13 protein-coding genes are annotated in these 19,005 nt (G+C 69.6%); 8 read left to right on the plus strand and 5 right to left on the minus strand.

Annotated features, from left to right (window positions below; genetic code table 11):
• The first annotated feature begins 220 nt into the window (after positions 1-220).
• The 6 genes from KDW55_RS10385 (at position 221) to KDW55_RS10410 (ending at position 7,878) form a co-directional block, all read left to right on the plus strand.
• A complete protein-coding gene (locus KDW55_RS10385) occupies positions 221-1,501 on the plus strand; it encodes a cytochrome c (RefSeq protein WP_212160730.1) in 1,281 nt (426 codons plus the stop codon).
• Positions 1,498-1,998 (plus strand): (2Fe-2S)-binding protein, encoded by a 501-nt coding sequence (locus KDW55_RS10390; RefSeq protein WP_038572038.1) that lies wholly within the window; start codon positions 1,498-1,500, stop codon positions 1,996-1,998. Before KDW55_RS10385 ends, KDW55_RS10390 begins: the two co-directional genes overlap by 4 nt.
• On the plus strand, positions 1,998-4,259 hold the full coding sequence (locus KDW55_RS10395; RefSeq protein WP_212160729.1) for a molybdopterin cofactor-binding domain-containing protein: 2,262 nt from the start codon (positions 1,998-2,000) through the stop codon (positions 4,257-4,259). Before KDW55_RS10390 ends, KDW55_RS10395 begins: the two co-directional genes overlap by 1 nt.
• Before the next feature lie 118 nt (positions 4,260-4,377).
• On the plus strand, positions 4,378-5,295 hold the full coding sequence (locus tag KDW55_RS10400; RefSeq protein ID WP_038572034.1) for a LysR family transcriptional regulator: 918 nt from the start codon (positions 4,378-4,380) through the stop codon (positions 5,293-5,295).
• 177 nt (positions 5,296-5,472) lie between these two features.
• Positions 5,473-6,690, plus strand: coding sequence for an MFS transporter (locus tag KDW55_RS10405; protein WP_212148997.1), 1,218 nt, complete (start codon positions 5,473-5,475; stop codon positions 6,688-6,690).
• A 75-nt stretch (positions 6,691-6,765) separates the two neighbouring features.
• Positions 6,766-7,878: an alkene reductase gene (locus tag KDW55_RS10410; protein ID WP_069242411.1), complete on the plus strand. Its 1,113-nt coding sequence runs from the start codon at positions 6,766-6,768 to the stop codon at positions 7,876-7,878.
• A 118-nt stretch (positions 7,879-7,996) separates the two neighbouring features.
• Here the strand turns inward: KDW55_RS10410 and KDW55_RS10415 are convergent, their stop codons facing one another.
• The 3 genes from KDW55_RS10415 to KDW55_RS29405 all read right to left on the minus strand — a co-directional run bounded on the left by KDW55_RS10415 (position 7,997) and on the right by KDW55_RS29405 (position 14,023).
• Positions 7,997-8,671, minus strand: a complete 675-nt coding sequence (locus KDW55_RS10415) for a hypothetical protein (RefSeq protein ID WP_038572028.1) — start codon at positions 8,669-8,671, stop codon at positions 7,997-7,999.
• 93 nt (positions 8,672-8,764) lie between these two features.
• Complete coding sequence (locus KDW55_RS10420; protein WP_212160727.1) at positions 8,765-10,666, minus strand: amidohydrolase; 1,902 nt, start codon at positions 10,664-10,666, stop codon at positions 8,765-8,767.
• Positions 10,667-10,810: 144 nt separating this feature from the next.
• Positions 10,811-14,023 (minus strand): winged helix-turn-helix domain-containing protein, encoded by a 3,213-nt coding sequence (locus tag KDW55_RS29405; RefSeq protein WP_249173952.1) that lies wholly within the window; start codon positions 14,021-14,023, stop codon positions 10,811-10,813.
• 418 nt (positions 14,024-14,441) lie between these two features.
• Here KDW55_RS29405 and KDW55_RS10435 point away from each other — a divergent pair, with 418 nt between their 5' ends.
• Together KDW55_RS10435 and KDW55_RS10440 are read left to right on the plus strand one after the other, a co-directional pair.
• Positions 14,442-15,362 (plus strand): AraC family transcriptional regulator, encoded by a 921-nt coding sequence (locus KDW55_RS10435; RefSeq protein WP_212160726.1) that lies wholly within the window; start codon positions 14,442-14,444, stop codon positions 15,360-15,362.
• A 206-nt stretch (positions 15,363-15,568) separates the two neighbouring features.
• Positions 15,569-16,474 (plus strand): LysR family transcriptional regulator, encoded by a 906-nt coding sequence (locus KDW55_RS10440; protein WP_069242407.1) that lies wholly within the window; start codon positions 15,569-15,571, stop codon positions 16,472-16,474.
• 22 nt (positions 16,475-16,496) lie between these two features.
• Here the strand turns inward: KDW55_RS10440 and KDW55_RS10445 are convergent, their stop codons facing one another.
• Positions 16,497-17,957, minus strand: coding sequence for an alginate export family protein (locus KDW55_RS10445; RefSeq protein ID WP_212160725.1), 1,461 nt, complete (start codon positions 17,955-17,957; stop codon positions 16,497-16,499).
• Positions 17,958-17,971: 14 nt separating this feature from the next.
• Positions 17,972-18,925 carry a glyoxalase gene (locus KDW55_RS10450; RefSeq protein ID WP_038572019.1) on the minus strand — a complete coding sequence of 318 codons (954 nt, stop codon included), beginning with the start codon at positions 18,923-18,925 and terminating at the stop codon, positions 17,972-17,974.
• Positions 18,926-19,005: the final 80 nt, after the last annotated feature.

Genomic DNA, 19,005 nt, shown 5'->3' on the forward strand with positions numbered 1-19,005 from the left:
CCCCGTTTCAGGAAAGGATGCCGACGTCTGCGTAGACTGGTTGCATGAGCGAGCGTACAGGCCCCGTGCCTGTGCGCCATTTCGATTGTCGGAGCGACGACTTGACCCCTGTTGCCAATCCCCCCCGCGCTGCAACGCGTTCGCGGCCGGCCCGGCCCACGCACGATGGCCGATACGCGCATCGTGCAACGTGCGGTGCACCGTTTCGCGTGGAGCGCGCATGAAGCACAAACGACTCTGGTTCGGCGCGGCGGGCATCGCGCTCGCGGGCCTCGCAGTTGCGATCGCCATCGCGGTCCGTCCATCGATCGCGCCGATCGATCCGCCGGCCGCCGCATCGTTCGACCCGCAGCTGGTGCGTGCCGGCGCGCGCGTCGTCGCGCTCGGCGACTGCGTCGTGTGCCACACCGCGAAGGACGGCAAGCCGTTCGCGGGCGGCCTGCCGCTCGCGACGCCGTTCGGCACGATCTATGCAACGAACATCACGCCGGATCCGGACACCGGCATCGGCCGCTGGTCGCGCGACGCATTCGCGCGTGCGCTGCGCACCGGCATCGGGCGCAATGGCCAGCCGCTCTACCCGGCGTTTCCGTACATTCACTTCACGCGAATGTCGGACGACGACATCGCCGCCGCCTATGCGTATCTGATGACGCGCACGCCGGTGCGCGCGACGACGCCCGCCAACGACCTGGTGTTTCCGCTGAACTTCCGGCCGCTGGTGGCGTTCTGGAACGTGCTGTTCCTCCGCGAAGGCGCATATCAGCCGGATCCCGCGCAGTCCGCGCAATGGAACCGCGGAAAAATGCTCGTCGACGGGCTCGGCCACTGCGCGTCGTGCCACTCGCCGCTCAATGCGATCGGCGGCGAGCAACGCGGCCGCGCATTCGACGGCGGGATCGTCGACGGCTGGGAAGCGCCGCCGCTCAATACGCTCGCGCAGGCTGCGCGGCCCTGGACGCAGGCGCAACTCGTCACGTATCTGCGCACCGGCCGCGCGAGCGAGCACGGCGCGGCGGCCGGGCCGATGCTGCCCGTCACGCGCGACCTCGCGACGGTGCCGGCCGACGACGTCGAGGCGATCGCCGCGTACATCCTGTCGATCCAGAAGCCGGCGAACGCGCGTGCGGTCTTGCATCCGGTCGAACGCGCCGCGACGACGCCGGCCGCGCAACGCGGCGCGGTGCTGTTCCAGGCGTCGTGCGCGCAGTGCCACGGGCCGGCCGCGCCGATGCAGTCGATCGGCGAGCGGCCGACGCTCGCGTTCAGCACGGCGGTCAACGCCGATACGCCGCGCAACGCGATCCAGATGATGTTCAACGGCATCGGCTGGCACGGCGAGGACACGCTGAACTACATGCCGTCGTTCATCGATCAGTACGACGACGCGCAGATCGCCGATCTCGCCGCGTACGTTCGCGAGACCTACACCGATCGTCCCGCATGGCCGGGCGCCGAAGCGCTGGCCGCGAAGCTCAGAAAAGAGGACTCAGCACGATGATCACCCTCACCGTCAATGGCGTGCGGCACGCGCTGGACATCGATCCGTCCACGCCGCTGCTGTACGCGCTGCGCAACGACCTGCATCTGCATGGCGCGAAGTTCGGCTGCGGCCTCGGACAATGCGGCGCCTGCACCGTGATCGTCGACGGCAAGCCGGCGTTCTCGTGCCTGATGCCGGTAGCCGCGGTCGGTTCGCGCAGCGTGCGCACTATCGAGAGCCTCGGAACCGCCGAGCATCCCGGCCCGCTGCAGCGTGCGTTCATCGAGCACCAGGCCGCACAGTGCGGTTACTGCATCGCCGGGATGATCATGCGCGCGCAGGCATTGCTCGAACGCAATCCGAAACCGACCGAGCAGGAGTTGCGCACGCACATGGAACCCAACCTGTGCCGTTGCGGCACGCACATGCGGATACTCGCGGCCGTGCGCTCGGTCGCCGGGCTGCCCGCGCCGGAACCCGCTTCCGCTCCCGTCACGATCAGCAAGGCACTGTGATGAATGCTCACGACGACATCGACGAAAGCCGCCGGCACTTCATCGTCTCCGGCGCGCTGTTCGTCGCGTTCACGCTCGCGCCCGCCGCGCGCGCGGCCGCGCAGCTCGTGATCGCCGACGAAGGGGCCGCCGTCCACGTCGCGAAAGCCACGCAGGCGCTCGCCGGCAGCCTGAAGACGAATCCGCTGCTCGACGCGTGGATCAAGATCGCGCCCGACGGCAAGGTCACCGTGTTTACCGGCAAGGTCGAGCTCGGCACCGGCGTGCGCACCGCGCTGCTTCAGGTGGCCGCCGAAGAGCTCGACATGAAGCCGTCGCTGATCACGTTCCTGACGGCCGACACCGGCGCATCGCCCGACGAAGGCCTGACCGCCGGCAGCCACACGATGGCCGACAGCGGCTCCGCGCTGCTGAACGCGGCCGCGCAGGTGCGTGCGTTGCTCGTGGAAGGCGCGGCGAAACGCTTCGGCGTCGATCCGGGCAAGCTGACGACCGCGGACGCGGTGATCAAGGCGCCCGACGGCCGCACGATGACCTACGGCGACGCGATCCGCACCGTCGATCTGCACCGCAATGCGACGCCGACGTCGCCGCTGAAGAACCCGGCGACGTTCGCCGTGATCGGCACGTCGCTGCCGCGCGTCGACATCCCGAACAAGGTGACGGGCGGCGTCAGCTACGTACAGGACATGCAGCTGCCCGGCATGTTGCACGCGCGCGTCGTGATGCCGCCGGTGTACGAAGCGAAGCTGCTGTCGTTCGACGAGGCCGCGATCCTGAAGCTGCCGGGCGTCGTGCGGATCGTGCGCAATGGCAGCATGCTCGCGGTAGTCGCACAGGGCGAATGGCAGGCGGTGGTCGCGCAGCGCGCGCTCGCCGCCGGCTGCCGCTGGTCGCCGGGCCGCAAGCTGCCCGATCGCGGCACCGTGCATGCGGACCTGAAGCGGATCGCGACGCAGCGCATCGAGATCGCGAACACGCACGCGGCCACCGCGCCGGCCGCGAAGACGCTGAACGCGACGTTCCTGAAGAACTATCTGCTGCACGGGTCGATCGGACCGTCGTGTGCGGTCGCGCATCTCGAGAACGGGACGATGACCGTGTGGACGCACTCGCAGGGCGTCTACCCGCTGCGCGACGCGCTTGCCGAGATGCTGTCGATGCCGAAGGCGAGCATCCGCTGCATTCATACCGAAGGATCCGGCTGCTACGGACACAACGGCGCCGACGATGCGGCCGCGCATGCGGCGCTGATCGCCGCCGCGATGCCGGGCAAGCCGATTCGCGTGCAGTGGATGCGCGAACAGGAACACACGTGGGATCACTTCACCCCCGCGATGGTGACCGAGATCAGCGCGTCGCTCGATGCAAGCGGCCGCATCGTCGACTGGAACTATGCGCTGTGGAGCAGCTCGCACAACGAGCGGATCGTCAACGCCGGCCGGCTGCTGCCCGCGCGGATGCTCGAGCCGCCGTTCGTGCCGGCGCCGTCGACGCCGATGCTGCAACCGGAAGGCGGCGCCGACCGCAACGCGATCCCGCTGTATGCGCTGCCGAACCAGCACATCGTCAACAACTTCTCGCCGACGATGCCGCTGCAGACGTCGGCGATGCGCTCGCTCGGCGCGCACACCAACATCTGGGCGATCGAGAGCTTCATGGACGAACTCGCGCACGCGGCCGGCGTCGATCCGGTGGAGTTCCGGCTGCGTCACATGGAAGACCATCGTGCGCGTCAGGTGATCCGGCTTGCGGCGACGCACTTCGGCTGGCCGCGGCCGCCGCGTGCGCGCAATCGCGGCGTCGGCTTCGCATTCGGCAAGTACAAGAACCTGATGGCGTACGTCGCGATCGCCGTCGAGGTCTCGGTCGTGCCGGAAACCGGCCAGGTGACGCTCGAGCGCGCGGAAGCCGCCGTCGACGCCGGCCAGGTCGTGTCGCCGGACGGCATCCGCAACCAGATCGAAGGCGGCATCGTGCAGGCAGCGAGCTGGACGCTGTACGAGGCGCTGAAGTACGACACCGAGCGAATCCGCAGCTTCGACTGGAGCAGCTATCCGATCCTGCGCTTCTCGGCCGCGCCGCAAAGCGTGAAAGTCCACCTGGTCAATCGCCCCGGCGCGCCGTTTCTCGGCGCGGCCGAGGCGTCGATGGGGCCGACCGCAGGTGCGCTGGCCAACGCGATTTTCGATGCGACCGGCCAGCGCATGCGGGAAATGCCGTTCGCCGGCGACGCGCTGAGAAAGCGGATCGACGCATAGCGGTTCGGTCGAACCCGTTGCTCGACACCCGAATTTCGATCGTCGATACTCGCCATCAGACCAGAGCGCGCCGGCACGCACCGGCGCCGCAACCCGACAGGCTGGAGCTTCCCCGACAATGGATACCTTGCTCTCGATGCGCGTGTTCACGCGCATCGTCGAAACCGGCAGCTTTACGCGCGCGTCCGACACCACCGGCCTCACGACGCCGCGCGTGTCCGCGCTGCTGAGCGCGCTCGAACAGCACCTCGGCTGCCGGCTGCTGAACCGCACGACGCGCCGCATCTCGCTGACCGAAGACGGCCAGGCGTACTACGAACGCTCCGTCGCGGTGCTGCGCGAGATCGACGACATGGAGGCATCGGTGTCGCAGGCCCGCAACGTGCCGCGCGGGCGGCTGAAGGTGAACCTGCCGCCGGCGATGGCGAAGCAGGTCGTCGTGCCGGCGCTGCCTGCGTTTCTCGACGCCCATCCGGGAATCATGATCGAACTCGGCGTAACCGACCGGCAGATCGATCTCGTCGGCGAAGGCGTCGATTGCGTGGTGCGCATCGGCGCGCTCGACGACTCCGGAATGATCGCGAAGCGGATCGGCAGCCTGACCACGTGCACGTGCGGGTCGCCCGCGTATTTCGCGCGGTTCGGCGAGCCGCAGACGGTCGACGATCTCGCGCAGCACGTCGGCGTCAGCCACATCTCGGCCGATACCGGGCGCCCGCGCGTGTGGGATTACGTCGTCGACGGCGAGCCGCGCATCGTGCAGATGTGCGGCACGGTCGCCGTCAACGATGCGGACAACTACATCGAGTGCGGCGTCGCCGGGATCGGCATGATCAAGACGTCGCTGTACCTGGTCGAGCCCTACTTGAAATCGGGCCGGCTGCGCGAAGTGCTGACCGACTTCAATGCACCCCCGCGGCCGATCTCCGTGCTCTATCCGCCGAACCGGCACGTACCCGTCAAGCTGAAGGTGTTCGTCGACTGGCTCTCGGGCCTGTTCGAGCAGATCCCGACGTTGCAGGGCAAGCGTGGCTGAACGCGCGCGCGGCACCTTTGCGTGCCGCGCAATGCTCGATTGCGCGGCGGCTCGCTTCCGGCTTTATCGATTGATCAATAGTATTGACGGCAACGCGGTGCACCGTATCGCGGCCGGACGGACCCCATGCCGGCGCGGCGACACGGTGCGCGCCCCCCTCTTCTCCAGGAGCCGACCATGTCAGCAGATTCCACGCCGCTCGCGCCGCCCGCGCACGGCACCCAACTCACGCAGGGGCTGATCCTGCTGTTTGCCTTCAGCTGCGGCGCGATCGTCGCGAACCTGTACTACGCGCAGCCGATCACCGAACTCATCGCGCCCGGCCTGCACATGTCCGGCGGCACGGCAAGCCTGATCGTGTCGTTGACGCAGATCGGCTACGCGTTCGGCCTGTTCTTCATCGTGCCGCTCGGCGATCTGCTCGAAAACCGCAAGCTGATGATCGTCACGGCCGTCGTGTCGATCGCAAGCCTCGCGGCTGCGGCGCTCGTGCGCACGCCCGGGCTCTTTCTCGCGATTTCGCTGCTGATCGGCTTCAGTTCGGTGGCCGTTCAGATCCTCGTGCCGCTCGCCGCGCACCTCGCCCCCGATCATTCGCGCGGCCGCGTCGTCGGCACGATCATGAGCGGGCTGCTGCTTGGCATCCTGCTTGCGCGCCCGCTGTCGAGCGTCGTGGCCGACGCGTTCGGCTGGCGCTTCGTGTTCGCGGCCGCCGCGGTGCTGATGACGATCGTGACGGCTTTGCTCGCGCTGACGATTCCGTCGCGCCAGCCCGACCATCGCGCGACCTATACCGAACTGATCGGCTCGCTGCTGCACCTCGTGCGCACGATGCCGGTATTGCGCCACCGCGCGCTCTACCAGGGCCTGATGTTCGCGTCGTTCAGCCTGTTCTGGACCGCCGTGCCGGTCGAGCTCACGCGTCACTACGGGTTGTCGCAGTCGGCGATCGGCCTGTTCGCGCTGGTCGGTGCGATCGGCGCGACCTCGGCGCCGGTGGCCGGACGGCTCGCCGACGCCGGCCATACGGTGCGCGCGACGCTGATCGCGCTCGTCGCCGGCGCGTTGTCGTATGCGGTGGGGTTCGTGCACGGCGCCGGGCTGTACGGGCTCGTCGTCACCGGGATCGTGCTCGACTTCGCGGTGCAGATGAACATGGTGCTCGGCCAGCGGGAAATCTACGCGCTGCATGCGGCGAGCCGCAACCGGCTCAACGCGCTGTACATGACCAGCATCTTCGTCGGCGGCGCCGTCGGCTCCGCGCTCGCGAGCCCGCTGTACGAGCATGGCGGCTGGCCGCTCGTCGCGGCAGTGGCCGGTGCGTTCCCGGTCGTCGCGCTCGCCCATTACCTGCTGATCGGGCGGCCGCACGCACGCCGTCACGCGCTCGGCTGACCGATGCGTCCGTCGAACCGATTCGTTTGCGGCGCGCATCGCCGCCCCGCTCCACGCCAATGAAAGGAGTTCACCATGTCTTCCCTGCTCAGTGCATACGATCTGCGCGGCCTCGCGCTACCGAACCGCGTCGTGATGGGGCCGATGACGCGCTCGCGCGCACCGTCGCGCGGGCTGCCCACCGAACTGATGGCCGAGTACTACGCGCAGCGCGCGTCGGCCGGCCTGATCGTCACCGAGGCGACCAACGTCAGCCCGGCGTCCGCCGCATTCGAGCTGACGCCCGGGCTCGTCGACGACGCGCAGGCCGCCGGCTGGAAGCGCATCACCGACGCCGTCCACGCGAACGGCGGACGCATCTTCGCGCAGCTTTGGCATGGCGGCCGCGTCAGCTCGCTGACGCTGCTCGGCGGCGCGGCACCGCTGTCGCCGTCCGGCGTGAACGACGATCTCGAACAGTTGCAGGTGTGGGCGCAACTGCAGAACGGCTATTACACGAAGATTCACGCGACGCCGTCGCGTGCGATGACGACCGATGAAGTCGCCGCGACCGTCGACGAATTCCGCCGCGCGGCCGAGCGCGCGATGGCCGCGGGTTTCGACGGCGTCGAGATCCATGCGGCCAACGGCTACCTGCCGCATCAGTTCCTGTCGTCGACGCTGAACCGCCGCGACGATCGCTACGGCGGCTCGGTCGCGAACCGCGCGCGCTTTCTCGAAGAAATCGTCGATGCGGTCGGCGGCGTGATGCCGCTCGCGCGAGTCGGCGTGCGGATTTCGCCGTACGCGAAGTACAACAACGTGCGCGATGCCGATCCGGATGCAACGTATGCGTACGTCGGGCGGATGCTCGACGAAGCAGGCGTCGCGTATCTGCACGCGGCCGACACCAACGGCTGGAGCGGCGAACCCGATCTGCCGTGCATCGTCGAGCACGCGCGCCGGTCGTTTCACGGCACGCTGATCGTCAATGGCGGCATCTCGCCGGATGCGGCGAACGCGCTGATCGATGCAGGCGACGCCGATCTCGTCGCGTTCGCGCGTGCGTACATCGCGAACCCGGACCTCGTGGAGCGCATCGCGATCCGCGCGCCGCTGGCGGAGCCGAAGTCCGTCGGCTGGTATGGCGGCGATCGCGCGGGCTACGTCGACTATGCGCGGCACGACGCGGCGCAAGCGCACGCGTGAGCGGCGCCCGCACCGCACCACGCGCGGCATGTGCGGCGCCGCGGCGCGACGCCGCGGGCCGTGCCGGTGGCCGCGCCGGCGGTCCCACGGCCGCGTGCCGAGCGCATGTGCGGCGCAATCATGCGTCCGTCCACCGCGCGCCGAGCACGCGCCCGCAGAAATTCGGCCGATGAAAATCCGGATCCGCGCGTTCGAGCACGTCGGCGCTCCACGTGCCGAACGTCGACAACGGCCGATGCTCGACGCCGCGCGCGACCGTCGCGAGGAACGTTTCGCGAAAACCGCTGCCGCGCGGGTAAGCGGCCAGCAGCGCGGCGCGTTCGTCGGCCGTATACGCGTCGAAATCGGTCGCCATCAAATCGGTCGATACCGCGCAAGCGAGTGCGCGAGCGAGCGGCGACGCGCGTGCGGCCACCGCCGGCGTCGTATGCAGCGCGATCGCATGCCATACGTCGTCGCGCATGCGACGCGACCGGCGATGCCGCACGAGCAGCGCGTGCGCGGCATCCGCGCCGTCGAGTTCGTAGCGTTCGGTGGAGCGGCAGTACGCGTGACTGAGCCCCATGTTCGCGTACATCGCGGCAACGTACAGCGCGTCGGCATCGCACGCGTCGCCCGCACGCCGCGCGGCGAGCGATGCGAACACGAACACGCGGCCCGCATGATCGGCGAGCGCGGCCGGCAACGACGCGCGGGCGGCGTCGGCCGCTTCGACCGCAACGGCCGTGCGCGGAATGCGAACGCCGGCCACTTCATCGCGGCTGGCCGGAGCGCGCGGGTGCGCAGCATTCATCGTGTCTCCTTCATGCCCCGCGAACGGGGCGGAAAATCGTTCAATTCGGTGCGCAGCCGCTACTGCGCAGCATCTGGCGCCGCCGCACACCGGCTAGCACGCGATGCAGCGGCGACCGAATGCAGCGCAACCGTCTGTCGCCGCACTCGCCGTCGGGTAGCGCAGCCGCGCGAAGCGGCGCTCGCGGCCGCGCGCGCGGCATGCATCGTTGCCGGCGTCCGCGCATGCGGCAGCGGCCCCGGCTGCGCGCGAACCGTCGCGCGCGTCGGCGCCGGTCGCACGCACGCCGCCGGTTTCGGCAACCGGCGACCACGCGGGGCTGACGGGCGGCAACGGCGGCGGCGCGAGCGGCGAGAACTCCTGCTCCGCATGCACGACCTTGCCGTCGACGACCGTCAGCACCGACGACAACTGCGGGATCAGCCGCGAGTCGATCGTGAAGTAGTCGTCGCTCAGCACCGCGAAGTCCGCATACCGGCCGGGCACGAGCGCGCCCTTGCGGTGTTCGTCCGCTGAAAACCACGCACTGCCGACCGTGTAGCGGCGCAGCGCCTCCATCCGGCCGAGCCGGTTGCGCGCCGGATACAGCGCGGTGCCGCCGACGCTGCGGCCCGACACCATCCAGTACAGCGCGACGAAAGGGTTGTAGCTGCCCGCGCCCATCGCGCCGGAGCCCACGCCGACCGGCAGCCCGGCCGCGAGCATCGCGCGGATCGGCGGCGCGCGAGTAGCCGCAGCGGCGCCGTGGCGCGCGATGAACGCCTCGCCCTGGAACGCCATGCGCGGCTGAACGGTCACGCCGCCGCCGAGCGCCGCGACGCGCGCGATGTTCGCATCCGAAATGGTCTCGCACCGGTCGAAGCACCAGCGCAGTCCGCCGAACGGCAGCTCGCGGTTCACGGCTTCGAACACGTTCAGGAAGCGGCCGATCGATTCGTCGTACGTCGCATGCATCCGGAACGGCCAGCGATGACGCACCAGCAGGCGCACGACGGCCGCCAATCCTGCTTCTAGCGCTGCGCTCAGTTCGGCGCGCGGCTCCAGGAAATTGCCGAGATCGACCGCCGAGAACAGCAGCCGCTCGCCAGCGCCGTTCGCGCGCAGGAACGCGTCGCCGTCGCCGGGCGCCGTCAGCGCGATCCACTGCGCGAAGTCGTCGAGTTCGCGGCCGGCGTGCCGAGCGCCGAGGTTGTATGCGATGCGCAGCGTCAGCTCGCCGCGCTGCGCAAGCGCCATGACGGCCGCGTAGTCGTCCGGATACGCGAGGCCGTCGCAGCCGGCGTCGATCGCGCTCGTCACGCCGACGCGGTTCAGTGCATGCATGAAATGCCGCGTCGAGTTGAGCCGGTCGGCAGCGTCGAGCGTCGGCGCGCGCGCCAGCGCCGCTGAGAGCACCGCCGGATCCGTACGCGCAAGGAGCAGGCCGGTTGGCCGCCCATGACGGTCGCGCCGCAGTTCGCCGCCCGGCGGGTCCGGCGTGTCGCGGCCGTAGCCGAGCGCGCGCAACGCGGCCGCATTCAGCCACGCGGTGTCGGACAGATGCTGGACGAACACCGGCGTATCGGGCGCGATCGCGTTCAGCTCGGCGGCCGTCGGGCCGCGCTTTTCCGCGAACTGCAACGCGGTCCAGCCGCCCGCCACGCGCGCCCACTGCGGCGCGGGCGTACGCCGCACCTGCCGGCCCAGCAGGTCGAGTGCTTCGGCGAGCGACGGCACGCCGTCCCAGCGCAGCTCGAGGTTGAAGTCCATGGCGCCGCGTATCGCCTGCAGGTGCGCGTCTATCAGCCCCGGAATCGCGGTGCGGCCGTTCAGGTCGATGCACAGCGTCGCGTCGTGCGCATGGCGCAGCATGTCGCGATCGTCGCCGGTCGCGACGATGCGCCCGTCTTTCACGGCAAGCGCGCTGACGAACGAGCGCTGGTCGTCCTGAGTTGCGATCTTGCCGTTGAAGACGACGAGGTCCGCCGAGCGCGCGGGTTGCGTCGCGCTAAGCACCGCCGGTCCTCCCGTGCATGGATGCGCGCGGCGTCGCGCGGCCCGTGCGCCGCATCGGCACACGTGCGAACGTGGGCGTCAGGTCCGCATCCAAGCGCATGCCGCGATTGCGCAGCCGCGCTGCCGCACCGTATTCGCGCATCGTTATGCCGCCTGCTGCGCCGCGTCGGCGGTGTCGTGGCGCGCGAGCGTCCGGTGCGGCGCGGCGGGCGCGTCCGGACGGACGAAATTCTGCACGCGCAGCAGGCGGCGCACATCGTGCGCGCGCGAATCCGGATCGAAGTATCGCGCAACGCCGGCCACCAGCGTCGAGGCGTGCGCGGTGCGCCCGCGCTCGATCAGATGATCGGCAAGGTCCAGCGCGCTGCGGAGCGCCCACATCGCCGCACCCTGCGCGTTTGCGGTCTGGATCGCCATCTGCAGATGACGATGGCCGTCGGCCTCGTACGCGACCGCGAAATCGGCGGTGGCGGTACGCGCCTGTTCGAGCATCGCGATCCCTCTTACGCGCAACAGCTCGGGGACGAACAGATGCTCGCCGTGCGCACGGCAGCGTGCGAGCGTCCCGTCGAGCCGCGCGCGCGCCTCAGCCGCGCGGCCGGTGCGCACGAGCCCTTCCGCGTACGCGACGTTCAGCGGCGCGAGCAGCCGCCGGAATCCGCTCGCCTCGACCCGCCGCAACGCGGGCTCGAGCCGCGCGAGGCCCGCGCCGGGATGACCGGCCTGGATGTCGAACTGGCCGGTCAGGCATTCGGCGTGACTGCGCCAGATGTCGAAACCGTGCGCGTCGGCGGTCTCGCGCAGCGTCGCGAGGTAGTCGGACGTGATGTCGTGGTCGCCGTAGCGCAGTGCGATCGGCACGGCGGCCGCGCCGAGCACGACGCACAGCGCGAGCGCCGACGGGCCGCGGCGCGCGCTGTCGACTGCGTGCGCGGCGATGCGCATCGCTTCGTCCGGGTCGCCCTGCATCCAGACGAGCCGCGTGAGCATCGTGCGCGCGAGCGTCGTCATGTCGACGCCGAGCGCGGCCTGCGCGCACGGCGGCTCGCCTGCATCCGCGAGTTCGGCCGTCGCCGCCTCCAGCCGCTCGCGCGCCTGCGCATGTTCGCCGAAGTAATGCAGCGACGTCGCGACCATCGCGTTCGCGAGCAGTCGCTGCGATCGGTCGCCGCGCCGCTCGGCCGCACGCTCGAAGCGGGTCGCGTAGCGCAGCGATTCGTGGATGTCGGACAACGTCAGCATCGTGTTCCACAACCCGACCAGCGCACGCGCGTCGAATGCTTCGTCGCCGATGTGCGCGGCAAGGCCGCGCGTGCGGTCCCACATCGCGGCGGCGGCGAGCGCGTCGCCGTCGGTATGCAGCAGCGCCGATGCACAGGCCGCCCGCAGCCGCATCTCGCGCGCGGCGTCGACCGGATCGGCCGTGCCCGTGTCGAGCCGGTCGAGCAGCTGGCGCGCCCGCGTCGTGCATTCGCGCATCCGCGCCGGCTCCAGCAGCGCGCGCTCGAGCAGGTCGGAGTCGGGCACGCCGGCGGGCGCGGCGGCGGCCGCGGGTTCGGTTGCAGTTTGGGCGGGTGATTCGAGCGGCTGAAGAACGTCGGGGCAAGCCTCGGTCGGTTGAGCATCTGCCGGTCGTACGTCTGCCGGTTGCATATCTAGGGGTTGCGCATCTACCGGTTCCGCATCTACCGGTTCCGCATCTACCGGTTGTGCAGCTACCGGTTGTGCAGCTACCGGTTGTGCAGCTACCGGTTGTGCAGCTACCGGTTGCGCATCTACCGGTTGCGCATCTACCGCTTGCGCATCGGCCACGTGTGCATCTGCCGCTTGAGCATCGACCAGCCGCATATCGTCTGCCGGCATATCGACCCGCTCCACATCTGCCGCCTCAGCCGCGTTCGACACCGCAACCGCAGCGCCGCGTGCCTGCGCCTGTTCGCGCTCGTACTGCGCGTGGCGCGCGGCGATGCGCTCGAATTCCCCTTCGTTGTGCAGCTTTTCCAGCGCGTACGCACGCGTCGACTCGGTCAGCCGGTAACGCGCATACGCGCCGTGGAATTCGACAGTCACCAGCGACTTTGCGACCAGTTCGCCGAGCACGGCGATCATGTCGGCCGGCGACGTGTCGGGCTCGGTCGCGACCGCGCGGGCCGCATCGAACGTAAACGGGCCGATGAAGCACCCCATCCGCCGGAACAGCGCGCGGGCGGCCGGATCGAGCAGCACGTAGCTCCAGTCGAACGTCGCGCGTAGCGTCTGGTGGCGCGGCAGCGCCGAGCGCAGGCCGCCCGTCAGCAGGTTGAGCCGGTCGTCGAGGCGCGACGCGACGATCGCGAGCCCGAGCGTCGCGACGCGCGCGGCCGCGAGCTCGATCGCGAGCGGCAGCCCGTCCAGGCGCCGGCAGATGTCCGCGACGAGCCGCACGCCGTCGTCGTCGACCAGACAAGCCGGTGCGGCCGCGCGCACGCGTTCCAGGAACAGCTCGACGGCGGAACAGCGGACGATTTCATCGGCGGACGCATCGCCGTCCGGCACCGCGAGCGGACTCATGCGCAGCACCGCTTCGACCGAAATGTGCAGCGGCTCGCGGCTCGTCACCAGCACGCGCAGCGGCGCGGCGCACGACGTGAGCGTTTCGACCAGGGTCGCGACGAGATCGACGATGTGCTCGGCGTTGTCGAGCACGAGCAGGCAGCGCGACGTCGCGAATGCCGCGCCGATGTGCTCGATGTCGGGCACGCACCGCGTGTCGAGACCGAGCTCGGCGGCAATCGCCGCCAGCACGTCATCGCGTGTCGATGCGCGGGCCAGTTCGACGAACAGCACGCGTTCGCACGACCGGCGGCGCACGTCGTGGGCGACGTGCACGGCGAGGCTCGTCTTGCCGATACCGCCGGCGCCGACCAGCGTCACGACCGGCGTGCGTGCCAGCATGTCGACGATCTGGGCGATTTCGGCGTTGCGGCCGACGAGCGGCGCCGGCGCCGGCGCGGGCGGCACCCCGGTCTCGTCCGACACCTGCGCGGCGGCCGTGGTTTCGGCCACGGGCGCAGGCACGGGCATCGACGACGCGCTCGCAACCAGCAGATAGCCGCGGCCCGGCACCGTCTTGATCAGATCGCGGCTCGCGCCGAGCGCCTTGCGCAGCGTCGCGACGTGCACCTGCAGGCGGTTTTCCTCGACGATCAGGCCAGGCCAGACTGCGTCCATGATGTCGTCTTTCGACACGACCGAACCGCTCGCGCGGTGCAGGACTTCGAGAATATCGAGCGCGCGTGCGCCGATGCGCAACGACGCGCCGTGACGACGAATGTCGCGCTGTTCGAAATCCACCGACAAAGTTCCGATCTGGATCATGGCCGCCTCCGGGTACCTCGGGATGGGCGCCCGCCGGACGCGGCAGTTCGGCAGGCGGGGAAGTTCAAGCCCGGCGCGCTGCGGCGCCGAACGGAATAATGTCCAAATTTGGCTCGAGTGTAGACGCGCGCTCCGCGAAAATCTTGGAGGAAAATGCACTGCACCGCGCTTGGCCCCGTGCACGGGATCGTTCCGTTCACCCGCGCGCAAGAATAGGGGCGCTATACTTCGCCGTGCGGCCCGCGTACAGGCTGCGCAAGCCTGCGGGGCGGTATGCACGCCCCCTTGCGCGCCGGCATTGAAAGCATTTCGTCAGAAAAGAAAGCTGACGTTTATGCAAATTGATTTTGAACGTACACGCACCGATTTAAACTGGACTCGTCCTGTCGCGCTCCGAGTCCCTCGCCGGGAAATTTCCATGTCAGACTCCATCATCGCAGCGACTGCGAAACCGCCCGCGCCGTTGCCGAAAGACACGCTCGGCTGCGTGTCGAGCCTCCTGTCGAAGGATGTCGAGACGGCGTCCGGCGGCCTGAAACTCCACCGCAAGTGCATGCGCGACGCGCATGTCGAGCATATCGACATGCCCGCGTGCGACCGCGGCTTCCTCGTCGGCGTGTCGCTGAACGGCGGTCACCGCCGCACGCTGTATGGGCGCTCAGGCGCGAGCGAGCGCCGCTTCCAGCCTCACTCGATCTACATTCGCGATTTTTCGCGTCAGTTCCGCGCCGACCTCTACGGCAGCTTCGACTTCGTGCTGGTCGAGCTGCCGCACGCGTATCTGGAACGCGTGGGCCGCGAGCACGGCGGCAATTCGGTCGGCGGCCTCACGTGCCGGCCCGACACGCGCGATCCGGTGCTCGGCCATCTCGCGCACGCGGTCGCGAACAGCCTCGACACACCGGGGCCGCTGAACGCGCTGTTCATCGAGCAGGTCGGGCTCGCGATCGGCACGCACCTCGTGCGCCGCTACGGCAACGCGCGCACGACCGAGCTCGACCGCAAGGGCGTGCTGTCGCCGGCGAAAGTGGCGCGCGCGAAGGAACTGCTGATGGAAAAGGCGGACCTCGGCGTGTCGATCGAGGAAGTGGCGAACGAATGCGAGCTGTCGCGCGGCTACTTCATCCGCGCGTTCTCGCGCACTACCGGGAGCACACCGCACCAGTGGCTGCTCGAGCAGCGCGTGATGCGCGCACGCGAGCTGATCGAGACCTCCGACATGACGCTCGCCGACATCGCGGTCGCATGCGGTTTCGCCGACCAAAGCCATCTGAACCGCGTGTTCGCGCGGATCGTCGGCCACCCTCCCGGCGCGTGGCGGCGCGCACGCTCGCGCTGACCCTCGGCACGGCGCGCGCCGCCGTGCCGTCATCCCCATTGCGTCGCGCGGCACGACGGCCGGCGTCGCATGACACGCGGTCGCAATCTGAACGTTCGTCTGAATCGTGCTGAAGACGCGGCGTGCAAGCGTCGCGAACGCGCCGCCCGCCGCTAGAATGCGAGCGGAATGCAACGCGACGTTGCGACACGCACAAGGGCGACTCGATGGACAAATTCTCCGCGCTGCGCGCATTCGTCGAAGTGGCGGAAGCCGGCGGCTTTTCCAGCGCCGGGCGGCGTCTGGATCTCGCTGCGTCGTCGGTGGTGCGCGCGGTGGATTCGCTCGAGGCGTCGCTCGGCACCGTGCTGCTGAACCGCACGACGCGACAGGTGACGCTGTCCGATGCCGGCGCCGTCTACTATGCGCGTGCGAAACGCGTGCTCGAGGAACTGGCCGACGCCGACGCGCTCGTCGCCGATCGGGGCGACGAGCCGTCCGGACCGCTGCGCGTGTCGGTGCCGGTCGCGTACGGCCTGCGCCGCATCGCGCCGCACATCGCCGCGTTCGTCGCACGCCATCCGAAGCTCGACGTCGACCTGCAGCTGACCGACGAGCGCGTCGATCTCGTGACCGCGCGGATCGACGTTGCAATCCGGCTCGGCGACGCCGCGCCGACGGCCGACGTCATCGCACGGCCGCTCGGCACCTTCCGCCGCTACGTGGTCGCGAGCCGCGCCTACCTCGACACGCACGGCACGCCCGCGACGCCGGGCGAGCTGATCGATCACGCGTGCCTGCGCTTTCACTTCGGGATCGAGCAGCAGGCGTGGACGTTCGCCGACACGCAACGCTCGATGCAGGTGATCGTCGCCGGGCGCCTGAAATCGAATCACAGCGAGGTGCTGCGTGCGGCCGCGCTCGATGGCGCCGGCATCGCGCTGCTGCCCGACTGGCTGGTCGGCGCGGACATCGAAGCCGGCCGCCTGCAGCGGCTGTTCGAGCAGTACGACGTGACGCCCGGCTCCGCGCGCGCGGTGATCACCGCGCTGTATCTGCCGAACCAGCGCGGCTCGAAGCGCGTGACCGCGTTCGTCGACTTCGTCGAATCGCTCGCGCGCGCGCAGCCGTGACGGGCGGTGCGCCCGCCGCCCGTCACCAGCCGAACTTCGCTTCCATCCCGACGTAGTCGGCATTGCGCGCGCCGAGCGCACGGATCGACGAGCCGAGCTGGAAGTGCACGGCTTCGATCGCGAGCGCGACGTTCGCGTCCACGAGCCAGTCCACGCGCGCCTGCGCGTACATGCCGGTCCACGCGCTACCCTTGCCGGCCGTGCCGGGCACCGCCGACATCCCCTGCCCGTAGATCGCGTCGGCCGTCGTCTGACGCCACTGGAAGCCGACCGCAGTGAGCACCGTCACCGAGCTGGCCGGCTTGAACGTCAGCGACGGCTTCACGTGGATCAGGTTGCTGTAGCCGGTATAACCGGCGAGCGTGAAGTAATAGCCGTTCGGAAACATCGGATTGAACGTGCCGTCGCGCCGGTCGCCCGGATGCGCGTCGCCCGACGCGCCGTCGACCTGAATGCCGATGCGCGGCGTGCCGGGCGTTTTCGCGAACGTATAGCCGCCGAGCGCGCCGAACGCCCATGCGCCGATCGTGTCCTGACCGACGCGGCCCGTCTGCACCATCGCCTCGACGTCCCAGTCGAGCCCGTCGGCCTTGCCCGCGTAACGCATGTCGAACACGTCGCGCCGCTCGGTGCCCGATGCATCCGGATAGCGCGCGTTGTCGCGCGTGTAGCGCGACCAGTACGCGGACAGATCGCCGGGTCCCGTGCCGTTGCGCTCCACGCGCACGCCATCGAAGCGCAGATGCCGGTTCGACACGTCGTCGAACGCGGCGGCGTCGCGATACTGCACCGGGCGCGTCACGTAGCCGATCAAGCGCCATTTGCCGATTTCGTAATCGGCCCACAGCGCGTCGAAGGCCTGCCGCACGTTCGGACCGTCGCGCACCGACACGAAGCGCTGCAAGTCGAACGCCATTTCCTGGCGGCCGATCCGCGTCTTGAAGGTGCCGGGCCCCAGCTGATCGACATACGCGACGAACGCCTGCTCGAGGTCGAGCTGATCCTTGTCGACCGCACCGACCGTATCCTTGCCGAACGGCCTCGCATCGACGAACTGCACGAACGCCTGAAGACGGCCGCGATAGCGCAGGTCCGCATGCACGTTCGCGCGCTGGATCACGTAGTTGTCGTCATGCGCGGCGCCAAGGCCGAACAGCGGCGCGTTGTTCAGCTCGAAGCGCTCGCGCAGGTTCGCGCCGAGCGACAGGTAGGTCGACGGATCGTCGCCGAGCGGCACGTACTTGAGCGAGTCGAACGGCTTGCGCGGCAAGCATGGATTCGCGAGCGCCGACCAGTCCTCCTGCCAGCGGTTGAACAGCACGGTCGGACGTTTCGCGGTGCACGCCGCCGCGGCGGCAGCCGGAGCGGGCGCCTCGCCGGCCGGCACCGCCCCCGCATCGGCGGCGGAGACCGTGCCCGCGTGCGACGCCGCACCGCCCGCGAGCACCACGCACGACAGCGCGCGGCGCAACGATCGCTTCATCGGCCGGCGCACCGTCATTTCGACCGAGCGTGAATCTCGGCGACGTAGCCGCCGGGGAACTGCACGAGTGCCGCGTCGCGGCCGTCCGACGTGAACGGCGGCACGAGCACGGTTACGCCGGCCGCTTCGGCCTGCTTCAGCGTCGCGCCGAGGTCGGCCACTTCGTAGCCGGTCATCTCGCGGCCGAACGGGTACGGCAGGTGCCCGTCCGTCGCGAGCACGGTCATCTTGCCGAAGGCCGATTCGATCCGGATCCGGCGATACGTGTCGTTCGGCCGGCCGATCTCGATACCCGGCGCATGACGCACGTCGGACACGATCTTGCCGTGCGAGAACGCGGCGAAGTTGCGCGCGAGCTTGCCCGCGGTTTCCGGCGACACGTACACGCGGTTCTCCGGCACCGTCTGCAGCGGGTCGTAGTTCGGCGCCTGCGTGTGCCAGTACAGCTGCATGTTCACGCCGCCCGGCCAGCGGACGATCGCGTCGCGGCCGATCGGATCGGGAAACGTCGCGACGACCACGTCGGCGCCGTGCGCGCGCGCCGACTTCACCGCGACGTCCATGTCGGTGACGAGATAGCCGGTGCGCTCCGCGCAGAACGGATACGGAATCGGCGTCTTGAAGCCGAACACCGAGATCGTGCCGACCGGCGTCAGCACGAGTTGCGACATCGTCTGGCTCGGCGTCGGCGTGACCTGGAACACGCCCTGCTTCGACTTCTTGCCGCCGAACGTCGCGACGAAGCTGTCGGTGAAGCGATCGAAGTCTTCCGGCGCGACGCACACGTGGGTGGTGTCGTACTGCGGGCCGACCGCGACCGCGGGAAAACGCGCCGCGGCAGCCGGCGCCGCGATGTCGTCGAGGTGGGTTTCGTCGGCGAGCACCGGCGCGCCGGCCAGCAGTGCGGCGAGCACGGCTGACGACGCGGCGGTCATGCGCAGCAGGTGGCGCAGGTTCAGTGAACTCATTGATTTTCTCCTTGATGGTGACGCGCGCGGCTCGGCGCCGCGCGCGGATTCGGATTCAGCGGGATGCAGGCCACGGGGTC

The organism is Burkholderia sp. AU19243 (assembly GCF_018148075.1).
Lineage (GTDB): Bacteria > Pseudomonadota > Gammaproteobacteria > Burkholderiales > Burkholderiaceae > Burkholderia > Burkholderia latens_A.